We start from the raw sequence: 20,936 nt of genomic DNA, 5'->3' as shown, positions 1-20,936 counted from the left end.
CGCTTGCAGGCGCAGTGCAAGGCCACGCGGCCGGCTTGCCGGGGACGGGACGCGCGGCCGGGCCGAGACAGGAGGATCAGTCGTGGTCGACGAGGACCGCAGGGCACAGGCCGCCGTGGTGTTCGACGCGCTGGGGCTCACCTACGAGCAGGCGTTCGCCGACTCCGCACCGCACCGGGCGTCGCTGCGCTGGCTGGTGCGGCGGCTGGCACCGGGCAGCAGGGTGCTGGACGTGGGCAGCGGGACGGGCCGCCCGACCGCGCAGACGCTGACCGAGGCCGGACACCGTGTGCTGGGCATCGACATCTCACCGGTCATGGTCGACCTGGCCGCGCGGCAGGTGCCGGGGGCCGAGTTCCGGCTCGCCGACATCCGGGAGACGCCGTTGCCACAGGCCTCGTTCGACGCCGCGTGCGCGTACTTCTCGCTGCTGCAGATGTCCCGCGCCGAACAGGCGGCCGTCGTGGCGAAGCTGGCCCGCGCGGTACGGCCCGGCGGCTTCGTCGCGCTGGCCACCGTGCCGCTGGACCTGGAGGACACCGAGGCTGTCTTCATGGGGCAGCCGGTACGGGTGACGAGCTTCACCGCCGAGGCGTTCACCGCACTGGCCTGCGGCGCGGGCCTGACGGTCCTGGCCGAGGAGCAGACCGTGTTCACGCCGAGCGGCCCCGAGGCAGGGCCCGAGCCGCAGCTCTTCCTGCACTGTGTGCGCGAGGCCGGCTGAGGCGCAGCCGGCGAGCGGCATCGCGGTCGGCGTTGTCGGTGCCCTCGGTTACAGTGGCGGCTCCGAACCGAAGGGGAGGCAACAGTGCAGGTCGGGGTGGGGACCGTCGGAGCCCGCATCGCCGTGGCGGCGGCGCTCGCCGCGGTGCTCGGCGGGTGCGCGGAGTCGGCGGACGGCGACGGGAAGAAGTCCGCGAGCGCGTCGGCGAGCGCGAAGGGCGCGGCGGCCGGGGCCACGGGCGCGAAGGGTACGGCAGCGGCCCGCGGCGGCACGATCGGCGCGGCCGGTTCGGCCTGCGAACTGCCCGTCACCTTCGACATCGCCAAGCACTGGAAGGCCAAGTCGGTCGATGCCGACAAGGAGTTGGCCAAGGCCTCGAACGGCGAGGACGGCGACCTCAGCGGGGCGCTCGCCGACGCCTTCCTCCGGCAGGGACCGGTCACCGCCGCCTGTGAGGTCGACGCCAAGCCGGCCGGCAACATCGGCTTCCTGCGCGTATGGAAGGGGAAGGCCGGCGACGCGGACGCGGGCGGTGTGCTGCGCGCGTTCGTCGCCGCCGAGGACAACGTCAGCAAGGCGACGTACCACTCCTTCAAGACCGGCGGCGGCGTCTTCGCGGTGGAAGTGGAGTACCTCTACACGAGCAAGCTGCTGGACGAGACGAAGAAGGAGAGCGCCTTCGCGGTCAGCACGCCCGACGGCCCGGTCGTGCTGCACCTCGGGGGCATGGACACCGAGGAGCACGAGGAGATGCGTCCCGCGTACGACCTCGCCAAGCAGACGCTCAGGCTCGGCTGAGGTCCGCCGCCCGCTCCCGGGCAGTGGCCCGGCCCAAGTAGGTGAGAGGGCCCGCGTCTGCGACCGGTATCTCGTGGAAACCGACCCGGTCGTAGAAGGCGCGGGCTGCGGTGTTGACGGTGACCATGCCGAGGTGGACCGCCTGGACGCCCTGTCCGCGCAGGGCGTCCAGGAACGTGTGCATCAGGCGGCGGCCGTGGCCCTGCCCCTGCCAGGGCGGCAGCAGGTCGATGTGCAGATGGGCGGGGTAGGCGGCGAGTTCGGGGACGAGCATCCGCTCCGGGTGGTGCAGGAGGCGGATCATCTCCTCGGTGGGCGTGCGGGGCGGCGCGGCGGGCTCCGGATAGCGGTGGGCCAGCCGGGGGATCCAGCTCCGCCGGAAGTCCTTCACGAAGCGCTCGGTGTCCGCAGTACCGACGATGTATCCCACGGCCCGGCCCGTGCCGTCGTCCAGCACGAAGGCGAGGTCCGGGTCGAAGTGGCAGTACGGCTCGGCGAAGAGCGACGGCATCAGGCGCTGGTCGGGGTAGAGGGCCCGGGAGTCGCCCCCGTTGTGCGCGGTACGGACGCAGACGTCGGCCACGGCGTCACGGTCGGCGGAACGGTAGGGCCGGATCAGCGCGTTCGGATCGAGGGACGGCATGGCCCTATCGTCACCCTTTGGGAGCGCTCCCACAAGGTGCAGGCGCCCGGCGGCGACCACCTCGAAGGGTGGCCGCCGTCGTCCGCGGACGGTCAGTAGCGCATGCGCCTGGCCCGGAGCAGCATGAACAGGCCCGACATCGCGAGCAGCGTGCCGATGGCCGCGGGCCACAGATGGGCGCCCGTCTCCGCCAGACCGCCCTGGCTCGCCCGGGGTTCGGTCCGCGCGGCCGGCGACGGGGCGTACGCGGCGGCGGTGGCGGCCTGGCCCGGCGCTGCGGCGGACGGGGCCGGCGCCGAACGCGCCGGCGTGGATCCTGGTTCGGCGGACACGGCAGGGGCCGCCTTGTCGTCCGCGTCGTGCTTGGTGGTGCGGGCGGGCGACGTCGTCGCGTCGTGCCGTGGCGCCTCACCGGTTCGGGACGCCGACGGCGCGGGCGGGGAGGCGACGCTCCCGCCGTTCTCCTCGGCGGAGCCGTCACCCGGCGCCGCCGTGGCACTCGTACTCGCCGTAGGCGTAGGCGTAGGCGTCGTAGCGGAGTCGTCGTCGGCGGAGGAACCGCAGGTGCGGCCGGAGTTGATGCAGTCGACCATCTCGCGCATCAGGTTCTCGTCGAAGACGTTGATGAAGTCGCCGTGGTCGGTGACGGGCTTGTGCAGCTGCTCGGGGAAGGAGTCCACCGCGAACAGCGGGACGGTACGGCCGCCGTCCGCGAGGCTCGGCGCGTCGACGTCGTAGACGATGCGCTGCACCAGCTGCGGAATGGGCTGGAAGCCCGCCGGGCAGGAGCCGTCGGCGGCCGTGAAGGCCACGTGGGTGCGGTGGTTGGCGCTGTCGATGTTGCGGCCGTCCCAGCAGCTCTGGAAGCGGAAGGTGCGCACCACGTCGCTGCCCGGCGGGCACAGCGGGTACTTGTCCTTCAGCTGCCGGTCCTCGTAACCGGTACAGCTCCACGACGCGTTGGCGTTGCCGGGGCCGTTGACGAAGGCCTTGGCGTCACCGGTGATGATGCGCAGCAGGCGCGGCATGGCGGTGACCTTGCCGCGCGGGTTTCCGACGAAGGTCAGCGTGACCTGCTCGGGCGTCACGATCTGGCCGGCGTTGCCCTCCGTACCGCCGCCCGGGGCTCCGGCGTCCCGCTCCTGCGTGCCGTTCTGCAGGCGCAGCACCGGCCAGTAGTACGACGACTTGTCGCCCTGGTCCGCGCAGCTCGTGCCGGCCTTGGCCAGGTCCTCGTCGCTCGCGAAGGCGTTGTTGCCCTGGTTGCCGATGTAGTCGTGGAAGTGGTGGGCGCCGTTGGAGACGCCGGGGGCGACGATGACGTTGTCCGAGTTGAACAGGCCGCCCGCGTTGACCCCGCAGTCGGAGGTGAATTTGCCGCGCGAGGCGTCGGCCTGCGGCGGCGGGACGGACGCGTCGGGTGGTACGGCGGTGATGTCCGCATAGTCGGAGACGACGGGCCCGTTGCCGCCCTGACCGGCACCGCTCTGCCCTTGACCGTTGCCGCTCTGTCCCTGACCGCTGCCGTTCTGTCCTTGGCCGCTGCCGCCTTGGTCCGCGCCGGCACCGTCCTGCCCCTGGCCGGTGCCGCCCTGCCGGCCGTCGTCGTCCGAGGTCCTGGTGGCCTGACCGTTGTCGCCGGGGCGCAGGGTGCAGGCGGCCAGGTCGTCCAGGCCCTGCGGGCGCTCCCCCGCCCGGTCGATGGCGTCCGCGATCCGTCCGATGGACTCCGACCGCTGCTCCTCCAGGGGCTTCACGATCGTTTCCTCGGTGGAGCCGGTGTCCTGGCCGCCGGCCCGTGCCGCCTGCTGCACCTGCTGGTACGCCGCCGCGATCTGCTGGTCCAGCACGGCGAGTTCGCGGTCGACGTCGGGCCGGGCCGCGTCCGGCACGGCCGTCAGCCGGCTGCCGACGTCGGGACAGTCGATGGTCGCCATGCCCGAGGACAGGACGCGTCCGGAGGCGTCCGTACCGGATCCGTCGTCCCAGCCCTCGGTGGCCGAGGCGTAGACGTTCGCCCCGACGAGCCCGGCTCCGCCGAGCATCAGGGCCACCGCGGCGAGGGTCGCGCGTCGTGCGCCGGTCGGGCGTCTGCGCCTGTTGCGTACCAAGGTCGTCCCCTGTGTGTGATCGCCGGTGGTCGGACCGCCGGTGGGTGTGGCCGGCGGTCGGGCATGGAGTTCCCCGGCTTCATACGGCGGGCGGAGCCACCGTGTTCAACAGAATCACGAATTCACCGGGACCTCACAGGAAACCATGGTCGCCACCTCTTCCCCGTCGAACGCCGTCGCGAACATCACGAATATGTATCGGACATTTCACACCTCAACCTTCACACGAGGTACACACGTTGGCTAGGTTGACGCGAGGCCGCCGCCCGGCTCTTGCCCCGGCGAGCCGCCCAACTGCCCCACGGGGCAAGGAAGGAGCACGTCTTCCATGGCGCCGGAGAGCCGCGACGAGGTGCGACAGCGGATCGCATCCCTCTACGACCAGGCGGAGAACGACACCGGTAACTTCAACGCGACCCGGGCCATGGCCGCCCGGACGCGTTCACGCGGCGTCCCGCTGGCCAAGCGGGCCGGCCGGCGTCCGGATCCGGCACTGGACGAGGTCGCCCGGCAGTGGTTCGACGCGGTGCGCGCCAGTCTCGGCCCGACCGTCCCCGCCGTACTGCCCGCCGACCGGCTGCCCGACAGGCCTGCCGCGCCGGCGCGTTCGCGAGAGCGGATGGAGAGGCTTCCGCTTCCGGGGGGTGAGCGGGAGGTCCGCGCCCTGCCGGGTGGCGGCAGTGAGCCCCTCGGTCTCCCGAGCGGTGGCAGCGAGGCCCTTGGTCTGCCTGGGCTCCCGGGCGGCGGAGGGACCCGCGCTCTTCCGGGCGGTGAGCGGCGGGCGCTGGGGATGGGCGGCCGGCCCGAACAGCGGCCCGCCGCCCTGGAACCGGGCACCGGGCAGGCAGTCGCCGAACTGACGACGGGCTCGGCGACGGACCCGACGAGCGGGTCCCTGCCGACGGGGTCCGTGCAGGCAGGGTCCTCGCGGACGGGCTTCCTGCCGACCGGGTCCCTGCAGACGCAGACGGCGTCTCTGCCGACCGGGTCCCTGCCGGTCGATTCCCTGCCGACCGGTTCCCCGTCGGTCGGTTCCCCGCCGACCGGTTCCCCGTCGGCCGGTTCCCCGTCGGTCGGTTCCCTGCCGGCTCCGGAGACCGGCCGGGCGGCGCTGGTCGATGCCGCGAGCAGCAGCGAACTTCCAGGCGCTGTGCTGGAGTTGAGCGGCGATACCCTGGACACGGCCGGCTGGAACACGGCAGAACCGGCCGGCTGGAACACGGCAGAACCGGCCGGCTGGAGCACGGCAGAACCGGCCGGTTGGGACACGGCAGCACCGGCTGGCTGGGACACGGCAGAACCGGCCGGTTGGGACACGGCAGAACCGGTGAGCCCTGCCGTCCTGCCGGTCGCCGCACAGCCCGCCGTTCAGCGGGCGGCGGTTCGACTGCCCCGGACACTCCCCGGCTCCGCCGGATTCGTTCGCCTGTCCCCCACTGCCTCCAAGGCCGGCCTTCGGCGCAAGCTCGACACAGCACGTGACCTGCTGTCCGGGCGCACCGCCCGACTCGGCTTGCCGGACACCACCGTTCAGCCGGCACCGGTACTCCCCGACCGGTCGGCCGGGGCGCAGCAGATGGCGCAACCCGCCATGACCTCGACGGTCCAGTGGCAGCAACAGGGCGCGGAACCCGTCCTGTCGGCAGCGCCGATGGCAGGCGCCCTGCCGGCCGGCATCACCGCTCCGGTGACCGACACCGGCTCCTTCTCCCTCCCCCTGCCCGCGTCCGCCCCCGTCGAGTCGCCTCGTGCTCTCCGTGCCGCCAAGGCCATCGCCTTCGCTCGGGCGCAGCTCGGGAAGCCGTGTGTGTGGGGTGCGACCGGGCCGGACTCCTACGACTGCTCCAGCCTCACCCAGGCCGCGTGGAAGGCGGCCGGTGTCACGCTGCCGCGCGCCGCGCACGAGCAGGCGCTGGCCGGAACGCCGCTCACGACGGCCGGGCTCGAACCCGGCGACCTCGTCCTCTTCTTCGAGGACGACCGGCATGTGGGCCTGTACGTCGGCGACGGGAACATGGTCCACGCCCCCGGCCCGGGCTCGTCCATCCGTGAGGAGTCGATCTACGGCGCCGGCGAGGCAGCGATCCACCGGATCATCCGGCCGGCCTGACGGGACCGGCCTCGGCGTCGGCTGCCCGCCGCACTGTCCCGGCGAGCCGAGTGAACGGTCTTCATCGAGCGCACTGTGGGGTAGGTCCCAGGCCATGCGAGTGCGCATGGTGCCGACGGCCGTGGCGCGTGCGGGGCGGGCCGAGCCGAGGCGTCCGCCGGCACCGGAGTGGCCGAAGGAGCCGGGGCCGGGCATGGGTACGGCGTCGCGGCGGAGTTCGTGGCCGAGGCCGAAGCGCAGGGCGGAGGACGTCGGCAGCCGGTCGAGCGGGGCGGGTGCGGTGAGCCGGTCGGTCCGTGGGGCGCGGGCGGTTCGACGGCCGCCGGGTCCAGCAGGCGGACGCCGTCGGCCCCGCCGATCAGGGCGGGGCATGCGGGCCCCCGGAGCGGGCGTTGGCGATGCCGTCGCGTAGGTGGCCACCGGGGCGTCGGGGGTCCGGAATCCGCGCTGGACGAGCAGGTGCGCGCAGGTCGGACAGCTGGACGTCGCCGGGGTCGTCCCGCCCGGGCCCGGGTGAAGGCGTCGCCGATCTCCTCGAAGCCGGCGGCGAGGGTTCCTTCGACGCGAGGGGGCACGGGTGCTCCGGGGTGGGCGGGCTGAGGCGGGCAGGCTGGGCCTGGGTATCGCCGGTCCACCCGACCGCGTGGGCCGTCTTCCGCGACTTCTACGCCGCCCGCCCGGAGGTCGTCCGCCGAGCCGTCTGGCGCCGGCTGGAACACCCCGGGCGCTGAGCGGCCCGCGGCTGGTGCCGACTACTGACCCGGCCCCGCTCATAAGGCACCGCTAGGGAAGGCATAAGATCCGCTTATGAGGTCATAGACCGGACCCGCGTACCGACTTAGGTCTGCCTTAGTTTAGGCTTCGTGATCAAGTCGCCCATTAGCGCTCGAAGGGAACCTGATCATGCCGCGCCCCCTGCGGGTAGCCATCGTCGGAGCCGGCCCCGCCGGGATCTACGCCGCCGACGCCCTGCTCAAGTCCGAGGTGGCCGCCGACCCCGGTGTCTCCATCGACCTCTTCGAGCGGATGCCGGCCCCGTTCGGCCTGATCCGGTACGGCGTCGCGCCCGACCACCCCCGCATCAAAGGCATCATCACCGCCCTGCACCAGGTGCTCGACAAGCCGCAGATCCGCCTCTTCGGCAACGTCGACTACCCGACGGACATCAGCCTGGACGACCTGCGCGCCTTCTACGACGCGGTGATCTTCTCGACCGGCGCGATGGCCGACCGTGAGCTGCCCATACCCGGCATCGACCTGGACGGCTCCTACGGCGCCGCCGACTTCGTCTCCTGGTACGACGGCCACCCGGACGTGCCCCGCACCTGGCCCCTGGAGGCCGAGAAGGTCGCCGTGCTCGGTGTCGGCAACGTCGCCCTGGACGTCGCCCGCATCCTCGCCAAGACCGCCGACGAACTGCTGCCGACGGAGATCCCGCCGAACGTCTACGACGGTCTGAAGGCCAACAAGGCCGTGGAGATCCACGTCTTCGGCCGCCGTGGCCCGGCGCAGGCGAAGTTCAGCCCGATGGAGCTGCGCGAGCTGGACCACTCCCCGAACATCGAGGTCATCGTCGACCCCGAGGACATCGACTACGACGAGGGCTCGATCGAGACCCGGCGCGGCAACAAGCAGGCCGACATGGTCGCCAAGACGCTGGAGAACTGGGCGATCCGCGATGCCGGCGACCGCCCGCACAAGCTGTTCCTCCACTTCTTCGAGTCGCCCGCCGAGATCCTCGGCGCGGACGGCAAGGTCGTCGGCCTGCGCACCGAGCGCACCGCCCTGGACGGCACCGGCAACGTCAAGGGCACCGGCGAGTTCAAGGACTGGGACGTCACGGCGGTCTACCGCGCGGTCGGCTACCTCTCCGAGAAGCTGCCCAAGCTCCCCTGGGACATCGACTCCGGAACCGTCCCCGACGAGGGCGGCCGGGTGATCGAGGAGGGCGGCACCCACCTGCAGTCCACCTACGTCACCGGCTGGATCCGGCGCGGCCCCGTCGGCCTCATCGGCCACACCAAGGGCGACGCCAACGAGACCGTGGCCAACCTGCTGGACGACTACGCCGGCGGCCGTCTGCACACGCCCGCCTCGCCCGAGCCGGAGGCCGTGGACGCCTTCCTCGCCGAGCGCGACGTCCGTTTCACCACCTGGGAGGGCTGGTACAAGCTGGACGCCGCCGAGCGGGCCCTGGGCGAGCCGCAGGGCCGCCAGCGCGTGAAGATCGTCGAGCGTGAGGACATGCTGCGGGAGAGCGGGGCGTAAGCTCGCTCCTTCCTCCGGGTCCAGGGGCCGGCGCCGGTGCGCCGGCCCCGCTCCGTTCAGCCCCGCGCCGCCCGGCCGACCAGTTCGTGCAGCGGGACCGGTGCTCAACTTGCCGCTCCCTACGGGCAGATGGGGTGGGCCGAGGGTTTCCCAGGTGTTGCGGGCGAAGCCTGTGCGTCCGGCCCGCGCCCGTCCGCCGCTCTCCACCGCCCCGACCGCCACCGGCTCCGTCTGGGCCGCCTCGTGCCGGGCGGCCGTCCAGCCGTTCCGGCGGCGACGTCGCGGTCCGTGGGCCGGGCGAGCGCGTGGAACCGGAGGTGGAGCGCGGTGGCGTCCGCCCCGACACCGGGCCGCTGCGCGACCTCGGCGACCGGGGCCGGGGCGCCGGGCGCCGGGTTCTCCTCCTAGTCGCCCACGGAACCGGGGCCGCGACCGCGCGGGCCGCCACCCGGGCCAGGCCGTCGGGCAGCGCCCGCGTCCGGGCGACCTCCTGACCGAGCCGGGGCAGGCCCACCCGGTCGCACCGGTCCAGCGCGCCCGCCGCGCGTCCGCCTCCCATGGCTCGGTCGAAGAGTGAAGCGGTCCGAGTGGGTGGCGCTGGACCGGGTGCCGGCGGGCGCGAGGGGTGCGCGGCGTTCCGATGGGCGGGAGTGAGGGTGAACGGGGTCCGCCCCTGAGCGGATGGATGGGCGGGCCCCGTTCGCCGGACATTGTGGATGCCGCGACCGCCGACGGGGCACGGGTGAAACGCGGTCACCTGACGCGCACCGCGCACACGCCGGGCGTACGGCGCACACCCCGTGCCCGGTCGCGCCCCCGGGCGACGCGCGGGGGCGGGCCCCGGCCGCCGTGTCGCCCCGCCGAACGGTGATACTGGGAGGCACACCCGCCCCCATCAGCAGATTGGCTCATGTCGAACTCCGCCGGCGACCGCGCCACCATCCCGCAGACCCTCTGGGCGGCCCGGGGCCGCCACACGGGTCCCGCCCCCGAGGACGTCGTCCGTCGAACCCTGCGACGGCACCGGCAGAGCGGGGACATCGACGACTTCGCCGAGCCGCCCGCGGCCGAGGACCCGGCCCGGCGGGTCTTCGAGGCCCGCTGGCGAGCCGGCGGCACGGTGACCGTGCGGGCCCGGCTCACCCTCGTACCAGGGGAGGGTCGGCTACCGGGCGACGAGTGGCGGCTGGTCGCGGAGGCGGAGCGTCCGTGGGACGACGCCTGGCCGTCCCCCGCGACGCTCTTCTGGCCCGAGGGCGGCTCGGGCGAGGGCGACGACGGGTCCTGGGACCATCACCCCACGGTCGCGGGACTGCGCTTCCGGCGGGTCAACGCGCTGCCGGAAGACGACAAGGACATGCGGCGCCGGCTGCGGGACGCGGCCCGGGAGGCGTGGTGCGTGCATGTCGTCGTCCACGAGGCGATGACACCCGACGAGCGGGGCCGGCTGCCGCTGGCGCGGCTGCTGCCGCCCGGGCTGCGGCACCGCGTGATCGAGCACCGGGCCGCACCGCAGCAACTGCGCGCCGTCAACTGGGCGCTGAAGGACCTCGGCGTCGAGGTGCCGCGCGGCGGCGCGGTGCTGCTGCCGCCGGATCCGGCGCCGGAGGGGTACGACGGCCGGGAGCACAGCGTACGCACCGTCTTCCTGGACGGTTCGGAACCGGCCGGACTCGTCGCGGCGCTACGGCACTTCGTGGCCCTGCCCCGGCCACTGTCCCGGGACGCCGAGGAGGCGCTGACGGACCTGCGCGAGAACTGGACCCTGATGACCCTTCAGGAGGAGCTGGAGCGCGAGCGGCGGCTGGTGGCCATGTACGCCGAGGCGCTGGAGGCGATGACGAAGTCCCGGGACCTGTACAAGCAGGCCGCAGAGCAGGCGCTGGAGGCCCTGGCGGCGTACCGCGACGTCCCCGCGCCCGCGCTCCCCCAGCAGCGGCCCGCCTCCCGGACCCCGGGCGCGCTGCAGCAGCTGACGCGGACGTTCGAACGGCTCAAGCTGACGACCAGGGGCAGGGAGCAGCAAGGATCTGCCGCGGATGCCTCACCGCACGGCACGGCGCGGGAGGACGACGGTGGCGGGGGCACGGGCGCCGGCAGCGATGCGGACGGCCGTTCGTCGTAGGAGTTCGCCGGGTACCCGGACGGTCCTGCCGTGCGTAGGCGCCCTACTCGGACAAGGAGCCGGAATGGACACGACCACGACCCTGCTGGTGATCGCCGCCGTCGTCGCGGCGGTGCTGCTCGCCGTCGCGGTCCGTCTGCTGGTACGGCTGGTGCGGGCGCGGCGGACGCTGCGGCGGGCGGGGCTGCCGACGGGGCCCCGGTGGGTGTTCTGGGGCGCGGTCGCGTATCTGGTGCTGCCCACCGATCTGGTGCCCGATCCGGTCTACCTGGACGACATCGGCGTCCTGCTCCTCGCCCTGCGCAGCCTGCGCTCCGCCCGGCCGCTGCCGCGCGGGACGACCGAGCCCTGACCGGCCGGGCGCGGTATGCCGCACCATGGGGCGACGCAACCCGTGTTCACCGGGATACCCGGTGCCCCGGCGGCCCCCGACGTGGCCGTGGTCGTCGACGTGATGCGCGCGTTCACCGTGGCCGCCTGGGCGTTCCGGCGCGGCACCGAGCGGATCGTCCTCGCCCGCACGCGGCGGGAGGCGCTGGCGCTGAAGGCCCGTCATCCCGACTGGCTCGCCTGCCAGGACGGGGCGCCGGTGCCGGGGTTCGACCTCGTCAACTCGCCCGCCCGGTTGCGTGCGCTCGACCTGCGGGGCCGTACGCTCGTCCAGAAGACCACCGCGGGGACGGCCGGGGCGCTGGCCGTGGCGGACGCCGGACTGCTGCTGTGCGCGAGTTTCGCCGTGGCCGGGGCGACCGCCGAGGCGCTGCGACGGATACGCGCGGAGGCGGTGACCTTCGTGGTCACCGGGGGCGGCGGGCGGGCCGAGGAGGATCTGGCCTGCGCGCAGTACATCGCGGAACGCGTGCGGACGGACGACGCCGACGCGGGCCCCTACCTGGCGCGGGCCCGGCGCTCCACCGCCGCCGCACAGCTGGCCGACGGCGCGCGGCGCGGCTGGACCGGTGTCGATCCGCAGGACGTGGCCGTGTGCCTGGAGACGGACACGTTCCCGTCGGCCATGGCCGCCACCCGGGAGGACGGCCACCTGGTGCTGCGCCCATGGGCACCGTGCGAGCGTCCGGCCGCCTTGCCGTAGAGGGATCCCGGCGGCATCGGCCCGGACACCCGTCCGTCGGCAGGGCCGGCCCACGGGCCGGTCTCAACCGGCGTCGTCCGGCTGTGCGGTGCCCAGGGTCAGGGCCGTGAGCAGGACCGCCAGTGCGCCGAGTGCCGCTGCCGCGGCCGTCGGGCCGGCCAGCCACGGCGGTGCCAGGGTCGCCGCCTGCAGCCGGGCCGGGTCCGGCAGGCCGAACCGGCCGCCGAGCACCTGTCCGGCGGCCAGCACCGCCGTGACTCCGACTGCGGCCGCCGCCGCCACGAGCCGGGCCGCCGCCGCCCGCGCGGTGAGGGCGAGCGCCAGCAGGCCGCACAGCGCCGAGGCGAGCAGGGTGACCCCGAGGACGCCGTGGGACGGCCCGGTCCAGTAGCGCGGGGCGTGTGCCGTCCCGCACAGGAACACCAGCAGCGCGGCCCAGCGGGCAGCCCGCAGGCACGCCGTCGGCGTCCGGTCGGCCCCGGCGCGGTCCGCAGCCGCCTGTCGACTTTCCACCCGCCCTTCCGCAACGGACCGCAGTGTCTTCGCCCGCCCTACGACGACGAGCCGCCGCGTCTTCAGCGGCCTTCCCGCAGCCGTCCGTTCCGCCGTCGCCGGCCCCTGCGCGACGGACCGCCCCGCCTTCGCCGGTCCCTCCGGGGCCGACCGCCCCGCCTCCGGTACGACCACCGGTGTCACGGCGGCGGACCCCGACCCCTCGTCGGCCTCCCCCGTCTCCCGTTCCGCAGCCAGCCGACCGATCAGCTCGGCGAGTTCCTCCACGGGCAGGTGCGCCGCCACCGCCCGCACGGCGGCTTCTGCGCAGTGGGGTTCCACCGGGCTGCGGTGCAGCAGCCGCACCAACCGGGACACGTCCTCCAGAGGGCGGCCCTGAGCGGCGGCCCGGATCGCCTCGTCGGCGCTGCCGCTGTCCCGAGGCGGTTCGGTCAGCAGCGTCACCAGACGGGTGACGTCCTCCACCGACCGGTCGACCGCGACCGCGCGCAGCGCGTCAGCTGTCATCCGGGCCAGCTCCGGCGAGCGCTCCAGCAGCGTGACGAGCCGGGCGACGTCCTCCACGGGGCGGCCGGTGACGGCCGCGTGGACCAGGCCGCGCAGGGGGTCGCCGTGCGCGGGTTCCTCCACGGGAAGCGGCCGTACGGGCAGCGTCAGCAGGTGCGGGAACGAGGCGGGGACGCCGGGGGCAGCCGGTGCCGCGGGTATCACCGAGTCGTCGGGACGGGGGGATGAAGAGCAGGTCGTCATCTCGGCTCCAGGAGAAGGGTGCGACCGCACCTGCGCCCCGTCTGCGGTCGCCGAGCTACGGAGTCCATTACTAGGAGCGGGTCCCGGAGCCCGCCACTCGGGTGGGCCACTGGTGTGAGCCGGCCCGGTGCCCCCCCTGCCGTGTCCCTGCCCGCGCCCGCTCCTGCCCGGCCCGCCCACTCCGCCCAGGTGCGTTCCGCGCGTCTCGTGGCGCATTCTTGCTGTGTCATCCACCCGGAGGCGCACGGGACGAGGTAGGGCCGATGGCCGGGAGCGACGAGCAGGCGGTCCGTACGCGGGCCCGGCTGACCGCGCTGCTGGCCGACGCCTCGACCGGCGCCCTCACCGCGGCCGGCGGCCGGGTGGCGGGCGTGTACCTGCGCTCCCGCACGCCGGGCCTGCTGCGCCTCGCGGTGCTCACGGGGCTGCCCGGCCCGCTGTTCAGGTCCTGGTGGCGGCTGCACGTCGGCCGGCCGTTCCCGGTCGCCGACGCCTACCGGCTCGGCGTCCAGGTGGTGCTGCCCAACGCCACGGAGACCATGCGCCGGTATCCCCAGTTCGCGGCCGGTCTGCCCTTCCCGTTCGGCTCGGTGCACGTGCCGGTGCCCGGCGGGACCGAGCCGCTGGGGGTGCTCACGGTGCTGCACCCGGCGGTCACGGACACCGTGGACGACCTGCTCGACCGGGAACTGCTCGGCCGGCTGGCCGAGGGCCTGGGCGCCGAACTGCTCGGCCTGGCCGACGGGGACGAGAGCGGGATCGTCTGGGACGGCGAGCCGCTGTGCGTACGGCCGCCCGCGAGCCGGCCCGCCCGGGCCGCCGTAGGGCGCTTCAGCTGTGACCCGGCGACCTCCGTGGTCCGTGCGGACGACCGGTTGCACGCCCTGCTCAGGCTGGGCCCCGGCGAGTTCGCGGGGACGATGACGGCGCTCGCGAACGCCGTGGCCCCCGCCGACGCGCACCGGGTCCTGGCCGCGCTGCGCGACACCGCCGCCGGGAAACCGCCGAGCGCGCCGCTGAGCCTGCGCGCTCACGACGGCACACCTCGGCTGCTGGACCTGTGGCCGGCCGGCGCGGACCGCGCGGACGGCGCCGGGACGGCGGTCCACGGGGTGGTGTTCGACCCCGGTACGGCCGCCTCCGCCGACGGCGCGGCCGACCTGCTGCCGGAGGGCGTGTTCTGCCTGGACCGGCTGGGGCTGATCGTGTACGCCAACCCGGCCGCGGCCCGGCTCACGGGCCGGGCGCGGGAGCGGCTGATCGGGCAGGCGCTGTGGGACGCGCTGCCCTGGCTGTCCGGGCCTCCGTACGACGACCATCTGCGCGGCGCCCTGCTCTGCCCGGAGCCGGTGCACTTCCACGCCCGGCGGCCGGCCGGCGACCGGGACGAACCCGGTGAGGGCGACTGGCTGGCCGTGTCGGTGCACCCCGGCACGGACCTGCTGACCTGCGTGCTCGTCCCGGCCAGCCGGGTGGACGCCGCGAGTGAGCCGGTCCCCGAGGTCCAGGTCCCGCAGAACACGGTGGCGGCCGGCCACGGGATGACGCCGCTGTACCGGCCGATCGCGCTGGCCATCGCGCTGACGGACGCGGTGACCGCGCGGCAGGTGTCGGCGGTGGTCATGCAGGAGCTGCTGCCCGCGTTCGGCGGCCGGCGACTGGCCATCTACCTGCTCCAGGACCGGCATCTGTACCTGGCCTGGGAGACGGGGTTCCCGCAGGGCTTCCTCGCGGCGTTCGAGGGCGTCGGCCTCGACGCGCACCTGCCCGGTGTGGAGACCCTGACCACCGGCCGGCCGCTGTTCTTCGAGTCCATGGGGCAGATCGCTGCGGCCTACCCGGGGATCGCCCTCGACGCGCACGAGGGGGCGCGTGCCTTCCTGCCGTTGATCGCCTCAGGCCGGCCGGTGGGCTCCTGCATCCTCGGCTTCGACCGCGAGCGCGCCTTCAGCACGGAGGAACGTACGGTCCTCACCGCGCTCGCCGGGCTGATCGCGCACGCGATGGAGCGGGCACGGCGCTACGACGACGAGGCGGCCCTCGCCCGTGGCCTGCAGCAGGCCCTGCTGCCCCGGCGGCTGTCGACGCATCCGCGGGTGGAGACCGCGGGCCGGTATCTGCCGGGGACGCAGGGCATGGACGTCGGCGGTGACTGGTACGACGTGGTGGAGGCCGGGGACGGGCTCGCGCTGGTCATCGGTGATGTGCAGGGGCACGGGGTGCAGGCGGCGGCCACGATGGGCCAGTTGCGCAGCGCCGTGCGCGCGTTCGCGCTCGGCGACCGGCCGCCGGACGAGGTGCTGAGCGGCACCAACCATCTGCTGATCGACCTGGACCCCGGCCAGTTCGCCAGCTGCTGTTATCTGCGCCTGGACCCCGCCACCGGCCGGGCGCGGATCGCGAGGGCGGGCCATCCGCCGCCGCTGCTGCGCTGCCCCGACGGCCGGACCCGGCTGCTGGACGTCTCCGGGGGTGTCGTCCTCGGAGTGGATCCGCATGCCCGGTACCCGGTGACCGAACTGTGGCTGGAGCCCGACGCGATCCTCGCCCTGTACACCGACGGCCTGGTGGAGCGGCCCGGCGCCGACATCGACGAGGGCATCGCGTCGCTGCGGCTGGCGCTCGCCCAGGCCGGTGCCGGCCGGCACGGCGGGCGGTCCCTGTCCGGGGTCGCCGACCGGCTGACGGCCACCGCCCGGCACGCCACCGACCGCCCCGACGACGTGGCCCTCCTCCTGGCCGCCCGCCGCCCGCCACCCCCTCCGGGCCGGTGACCGGCCCGCCCCACTCACCCGACCCCACCCCTTCCCCTCCGCTCCGGCTGTCGTCGCCTCGGGTGATGGTCTCGCCTGACGGCGCCGGGCAGTGTAGACATGGGCACATGGTGCGACTGCCCGGCCGGCCCGTCACTCGGCCGCCCCGATCTTTCGGGTACCCGCGCGCACCGCACAGCCCGCCGCCGGCGGACCGCCGCGCGGGCGACAGCCGGCCGGGGGTGCTCCGGTCGGCCGTGTCCGGGCGCAGCGTGGCCGGGCAGGTGTTCGTCCTGCAAGTGGTGATCGTGCTGCTGCTGGTCGTCTCGGCGGTGGTGGCCCAGGTGCTCCAGGTACGGCACGACAGCGACACCGAGGCGAGCAACCGTTCCCTCGCCGTGGCCGAGACGTTCGCCAACGCGCCCGGCACGGTCGCCGCCCTGCGCTCCCCGGACCCCACGGCCGTGCTCCAGCCGCGCGCGGAGGCGGCCCGCAAGGCGACCGGCGTGGACTTCATCGTCGTGATGAACACCGACGGCATCCGCTACACGCACCCCAAGGCCGACCGCATCGGCAAGAAGTTCGTCGGCACGATCGCCCCGGCCCTGGCCGGCGGCACGGTCACCGAGCACATCACCGGCACCATCGGCCCGCTGGTGCAGGTCGTGGTGCCGGTGAAGGACTCCGGTGGCCAGGTGGTGGGCCTGGTGTCGGCCGGGATCACCACCGCGCACGTGGGCGGGGCCGCCGACCAGCAGCTGCCGCTGCTGCTCGCCGCGGCGGCCGCCGCGCTGGCGCTGGCGACCGCGGGCACGGCCCTGGTCAGCAGACGGCTGCTGCGCCAGACGCACGGCCTCGGGCCGTACGAGATGACGAGGATGTACGAGCACCACGACGCGGTGCTGCACGCGGTCCGCGAGGGCGTGCTGATCGTGGGCGGTGACGGCAGGCTGCTGCTCGCCAACGACGAGGCCCACCGCCTGCTGGACCTGCCGGCGGACGCCGAGCGGCGGCATGTGCTGGAGCTGGGCCTGGACGACGAGACGGCGGGGCTGCTGGCCTCGGGGCGGGTCGCCACGGACGAGGTGCACCTGGTCAAGGACCGGTTGCTGGCGATCAACCAGCGGCCCACGGACCTGCGCGGCGGCCCGCCGGGCAGCGTCACCACGCTGCGTGACTCCACCGAGCTGCGCGCCCTGTCGGGCCGTGCCGAGGTGGCCCGGGAGCGGCTGAACATGCTGTACGAGGCCGGGGTGGGCATCGGCACCAGCCTGGACGTGACCCGGACCGCGGAGGAGCTGGCCGAGCTGGCGGTGCCCCGGTTCGCGGACTTCGCGACGGTGGACCTGTTCGACGCGGTGCTGGGCGGGGAGGAGCCGCGGCCGGGGACGGCGCTGCGGCGCACGGCCTGCGCGGGCATCCGCAAGGACGCCCCGCTGTATCCGCTCGGCGAGCGGATCCGGTTCGTGGCCACCTCGCCGCAGGCGCGCGCCCTGACGACCGGGCAGTCGGTCGTGGTGCCGCGGCTGCGCGACGCACCCGGCTGGCGGGCGCAGGATCTGGAGCGCACCGACCAGGTGCTGGCGTACGGCATCCACTCGATGATCACTGTTCCGCTGCGGGCGGGCAGTCTGGTGCTGGGCGTGGCGAACTTCTGGCGGGCGGAGAAACCGCAGCCGTTCGACGCCGAGGAACTGGCCCTCGCGGAGGAGTTGGTGGCGCGGGCGGCGGTGTCGATCGACAACGCCCGCCGGTACACCCGCGAGCACAGCATGGCGGTCACCCTCCAGCGCAGCCTGCTGCCGCGCACCCTGCCCGAGCAGGGCGCCCTGGACATCGCCTACCGCTATCTGCCGGCCCAGTCGGGGGTGGGCGGCGACTGGTTCGACGTGCTGCCGCTGTCGGGCGCACGGGTGGCCCTCGTCGTCGGGGACGTCGTGGGGCACGGGCTGCACGCGGCGGCGACGATGGGCCGGCTGCGTACGGCCGTGCACAACTTCTCCTCGCTGGACCTGCCGCCGGACGAACTCCTGGGCCTGCTGGACGAGCTGGTCGGCCGGCTCGACCAGGACGAGGTCCCGGCGACGGGCGCGTCCGTGGTGACGGGCGCGACCTGTCTGTACGCGATCTACGACCCGGTGTCCCGGCTGTGCACGATGGCCCGGGCCGGCCATCCGCCGCCCGCGCTGGTGGGGCCGGACGGCGCTGTCGAGTTCCTGGACGTGCCCGCGGGTCCGCCGCTGGGCCTGGGCGGGCTGCCGTTCGAGACGGCGGAGCTGGAACTGGCGGAGGACAGCCGGCTGGTGCTGTACACCGACGGTCTGGTGGAGGACCGGGAGCGGGACATCGACGAGGGGCTGGGCCTGCTGCGCGACGCGCTGCTCCGGACGCCGGGTGCCTCCCCCGAGGACACCTGCCGTACCGTCCTGGACCGGCTGCCGGCCCGGCCGAGCGACGACGTGGCGCTGATCGTCGCCCGCACCCGGGTGCTGGGCGACGACCGGGTCGCGCAGTGGCAGGTGCCGTCCGACCCGGCGGCCGTGTCGGAGGTGCGGGCCTCGGTGACCCGGCGGCTGGCCGACTGGGGACTGGACGAGCTGGCGTTCACGACGGAACTGATCCTGAGCGAGCTGGTCACCAACGCCATCCGCTACGGGCGCGGCCCGATCGGGGTACGGCTGCTGCGCGACCGCACGCTGATCTGCGAGGTGTCCGACCGCAGCACGACCTCGCCGCACCTGCGGTACGCGGCGAGCACCGACGAGGGCGGCCGGGGCCTGTTCCTGGTCGCGCAGGTCGCCGAGCGCTGGGGTACCCGGTACACCCCGCACGGCAAGGTGATCTGGGCGGAGCAGCCGCTTCCCTGAGCGTGCGGAGGCGCGGGGAAATCGTTTGAGGACCTGTCGGCCGGCGGGTGATGATCTCCGGCATGTTCTCGCGCAGGAATCGCCGCACGGCCCGGCCGACGTCCCCCGCACTCCGCACCGCCTGGGAGACCCTGGACGCCGGGGACGTGCCCGGTGCGCTGCGGCAGGTGCGGGCGGCCGGGGAGGATCAGCCGCTCGCTGAGGTGGCCCTGGTGGTGGGGCGGGCGGCGGGCTCGGCCGGGTTCGACGACCTCGCCGGCGCCTCGGCCGCGCTGGCCGCCGCCCCCGAAGACCCCCGGGCCCTCTACGACTTCGGGTACGCGTGCGTCGAGCGCGGGGTGCCGGATCTGGCGATTCCCGCGCTGCGTGCGGCACTTCGCCTCAGCGGCGGGGCGCTGCCGGTGCTGCGGGAGCTGGTGTCCGCGTACGAGGACGAGGGCCGGCACCGGGAGGCGGTGGCCGCGCTCACGCGCCACGAGGAGCGTCTGGCGGACTGGCCGGACCGCTACCTGCTGGTGTTCAACGCCGTGCTGGCGGGCGACCTGGGGCTGGCCCGGCGTCAGCACGCGGTGCTGCCCGACCCGGACGACGCACGGTGGCGGCCGGCACGGGACCGGCAGGACCGGATGCTCGCGCGGGCCGCCGACGCCGAGCGGGCGGGCCGGCTCGACGCGGCCGATCTGCGGGGCTGGCAGTACGTGCTCGGCGGCACGGTCCTCGGCACGCTGTCCCCGTACGGCTACGACGCGGGCATGAACGGCCGCTACGCCTGGCTGCAGGACACCCCGGACCAGTGTCTGCGCGGCCTGGTGCGCCTGCGGGAGCTGCTGGCGGCCACCGGCGTACGGCCGCGGTCGGTGTCGCTGCTGCCGGACCGGGACTCGCGGATCCTCGGGCTCGCCGCGGCGGAAGTGCTCGGCCTGCCGGCGGAGCCGTTCGCGCCGGGCCGGGCGGACACGGTGGTCGTGGCGTACGACCTGGACGGGCTCGCCGGGCACGACGGCGGGCCGGAGCTGATCGGTGAGTTGTTCGAACGCGCCCCGGGGCAGGTGCTGCACGCGCACGCGTGCTGCTGGACGGACCCGCCCCCGGTCACCCCGGACAGCGCCGCCCTGCTGCACCAGTCGGTGGTGGCGCCATGGGGTCCGCAACTGCGCCAGGGAGCGGACGGCGGGGTCGAGCGGGGACCGGCGGACGACCGCCCGGAGGCGGAGATCGCCGCCGGGATCACCGCGGCGGACCCGTCGCCCGACCCCGGGGACGGCGACGGCCCGGCGGACGGCGACACGGAGTTCGCCGCGTTCGCCACGGCCGTGAAGGGCACGTGGCTGCGCGGCGAACGGGCGCGTGTGCGGTCCGCCGGGCCGGTCCCGAGTTCCCGGTTCGCCTGAGCGGGGCGGCGGTCAGCCGCCGTTGAGCCGCGAGCGCAGCAGCTGCTTGCCCAGCTCGGCGCCCTTGCGGCTGTCGGACTGTGCCTTGCGGAAGAGCTCCACGACCTCGTTGTCCTTGTCACGCTCGGCGTCCTGGATGTACTGCTCCAGACGCAGGGCGTTGCTCAGGCACGCCTCGACGTACCAGATCAGGTTGTAGTCCTTGTCGCGGGTGCCGGTGACGTCGCCGGTCTCGCTGGTGCTGGTCATCCGGGGTCTCCTCCTTCTGTCGACCCTGTGTCGATTCCGCTTGCCGTCACCCCGGGTACCCGTGCGACCTGCGGGCACACCGGCCGATCGGACCGTCCCAGGAGCCGTCGGCGAGCAGCCACCGCCGCTCGCGGGCAGCGGCCACACCGCGCCGTCGCCGTCGGCGACCCGCACCTGGGCGCCCCGGCAGTTGCGCGACCACCACCGCGGGGCGGTGCCGGGGTACTGGGTGCCGGCCGGGCCGTCCTCGCCGCCGTGGGAGACGGCGACCAGGCCGCCGGGGCCGCCCGCACGGTACGCCGGCCAGCCCTTGGTGTAGTCGTCGTACGGGGCTGTGGCCGGAGACGACGAGGTCGGCGAAACCGTTGTGGTCGTGGTCGCCCGTGGTGACGTAGCCGGGCTGGAGCCGGTGGCCGGTGCGGTGCGGGGCGCCGGCCCGGCGCAGGACGCCGGCGTGCCAGGGGAACACGGTGACCTCGTCCTCGCCGGGTCGCGCCGGTCATCGCGTCGTCGTAGCCGTCGCCGTCCAGGTCACCGGTGG

The 20,936-nt window shown here is 74.6% G+C and carries 15 protein-coding genes; 10 read left to right on the top strand and 5 right to left on the bottom strand.

Translation table 11 applies throughout. The features are described from left to right. Positions 1-82: 82 nt before the first annotated feature. Together AB0L21_RS17595 and AB0L21_RS17590 are read left to right on the top strand one after the other, a co-directional pair. Positions 83-724: a class I SAM-dependent methyltransferase gene (locus AB0L21_RS17595; protein ID WP_365784902.1), complete on the top strand. Its 642-nt coding sequence runs from the start codon at positions 83-85 to the stop codon at positions 722-724. An 84-nt stretch (positions 725-808) separates the two neighbouring features. Next, positions 809-1,522, top strand: a complete 714-nt coding sequence (locus AB0L21_RS17590; RefSeq protein WP_365784900.1) for a lipoprotein — start codon at positions 809-811, stop codon at positions 1,520-1,522. On the opposite strand, the gene AB0L21_RS17585 is transcribed toward AB0L21_RS17590, so the two are convergent. Together AB0L21_RS17585 and AB0L21_RS17580 are read right to left on the bottom strand one after the other, a co-directional pair. Next, positions 1,509-2,165 carry a GNAT family N-acetyltransferase gene (locus tag AB0L21_RS17585; RefSeq protein WP_365784898.1) on the bottom strand — a complete coding sequence of 219 codons (657 nt, stop codon included), beginning with the start codon at positions 2,163-2,165 and terminating at the stop codon, positions 1,509-1,511. The two genes, AB0L21_RS17590 and AB0L21_RS17585, sit on opposite strands and share 14 nt — an antisense overlap. Positions 2,166-2,257: 92 nt before the next feature. Continuing rightward, the gene (locus AB0L21_RS17580; RefSeq protein WP_365784989.1) at positions 2,258-4,210 is read right to left on the bottom strand and encodes a DUF1996 domain-containing protein; all 1,953 of its coding nucleotides are present in this window, start codon (positions 4,208-4,210) and stop codon (positions 2,258-2,260) included. 394 nt (positions 4,211-4,604) lie between these two features. Here AB0L21_RS17580 and AB0L21_RS17575 point away from each other — a divergent pair, with 394 nt between their 5' ends. From AB0L21_RS17575 to AB0L21_RS17555, 5 genes are all read left to right on the top strand, one after another. Continuing rightward, positions 4,605-6,386 (top strand): NlpC/P60 family protein, encoded by a 1,782-nt coding sequence (locus AB0L21_RS17575; RefSeq protein ID WP_365784896.1) that lies wholly within the window; start codon positions 4,605-4,607, stop codon positions 6,384-6,386. Between the two features lie 903 nt (positions 6,387-7,289). Then, positions 7,290-8,654, top strand: coding sequence for an FAD-dependent oxidoreductase (locus AB0L21_RS17570; protein WP_365705801.1), 1,365 nt, complete (start codon positions 7,290-7,292; stop codon positions 8,652-8,654). 910 nt (positions 8,655-9,564) lie between these two features. After that, positions 9,565-10,779, top strand: a complete 1,215-nt coding sequence (locus AB0L21_RS17565) for a hypothetical protein (RefSeq protein ID WP_365784894.1) — start codon at positions 9,565-9,567, stop codon at positions 10,777-10,779. 64 nt (positions 10,780-10,843) lie between these two features. Continuing rightward, a complete protein-coding gene (locus tag AB0L21_RS17560) occupies positions 10,844-11,131 on the top strand; it encodes a YkvA family protein (RefSeq protein WP_365705795.1) in 288 nt (95 codons plus the stop codon). A 42-nt stretch (positions 11,132-11,173) separates the two neighbouring features. Then, positions 11,174-11,872 (top strand): 2-phosphosulfolactate phosphatase, encoded by a 699-nt coding sequence (locus AB0L21_RS17555; protein WP_365705793.1) that lies wholly within the window; start codon positions 11,174-11,176, stop codon positions 11,870-11,872. Positions 11,873-11,935: 63 nt separating this feature from the next. On the opposite strand, the gene AB0L21_RS17550 is transcribed toward AB0L21_RS17555, so the two are convergent. Then, positions 11,936-13,135 carry a hypothetical protein gene (locus AB0L21_RS17550; protein WP_365784892.1) on the bottom strand — a complete coding sequence of 400 codons (1,200 nt, stop codon included), beginning with the start codon at positions 13,133-13,135 and terminating at the stop codon, positions 11,936-11,938. Positions 13,136-13,398: 263 nt separating this feature from the next. Between AB0L21_RS17550 and AB0L21_RS17545 the strand changes: the two genes are divergently transcribed. The 3 genes from AB0L21_RS17545 (at position 13,399) to AB0L21_RS17535 (ending at position 20,146) form a co-directional block, all read left to right on the top strand. Then, complete coding sequence (locus AB0L21_RS17545) at positions 13,399-15,909, top strand: SpoIIE family protein phosphatase (RefSeq protein ID WP_365784890.1); 2,511 nt, start codon at positions 13,399-13,401, stop codon at positions 15,907-15,909. 107 nt (positions 15,910-16,016) lie between these two features. Further along, entirely contained in the window at positions 16,017-18,755 is a 2,739-nt protein-coding gene (locus AB0L21_RS17540) for a SpoIIE family protein phosphatase (RefSeq protein WP_365705787.1), read from the top strand. 62 nt (positions 18,756-18,817) lie between these two features. Further along, positions 18,818-20,146 (top strand): hypothetical protein, encoded by a 1,329-nt coding sequence (locus AB0L21_RS17535; RefSeq protein WP_365705785.1) that lies wholly within the window; start codon positions 18,818-18,820, stop codon positions 20,144-20,146. A 12-nt stretch (positions 20,147-20,158) separates the two neighbouring features. On the opposite strand, the gene AB0L21_RS17530 is transcribed toward AB0L21_RS17535, so the two are convergent. Continuing rightward, positions 20,159-20,395: a hypothetical protein gene (locus AB0L21_RS17530; protein WP_030640804.1), complete on the bottom strand. Its 237-nt coding sequence runs from the start codon at positions 20,393-20,395 to the stop codon at positions 20,159-20,161. Continuing rightward, positions 20,392-20,925 (bottom strand): hypothetical protein, encoded by a 534-nt coding sequence (locus AB0L21_RS17525; protein ID WP_365784987.1) that lies wholly within the window; start codon positions 20,923-20,925, stop codon positions 20,392-20,394. The genes AB0L21_RS17530 and AB0L21_RS17525 overlap by 4 nt, the downstream gene beginning before the upstream one ends. Between the last annotated feature and the right edge of the window lie 11 nt (positions 20,926-20,936).

The sequence above is a fragment of the Streptomyces sp. NPDC052721 genome, assembly GCF_040678315.1.
GTDB lineage: Bacteria > Actinomycetota > Actinomycetes > Streptomycetales > Streptomycetaceae > Streptomyces.
The sequence above is the reverse complement of the archived record's forward strand: the minus strand, read 5'-3'. Positions and strand labels throughout refer to the sequence as shown.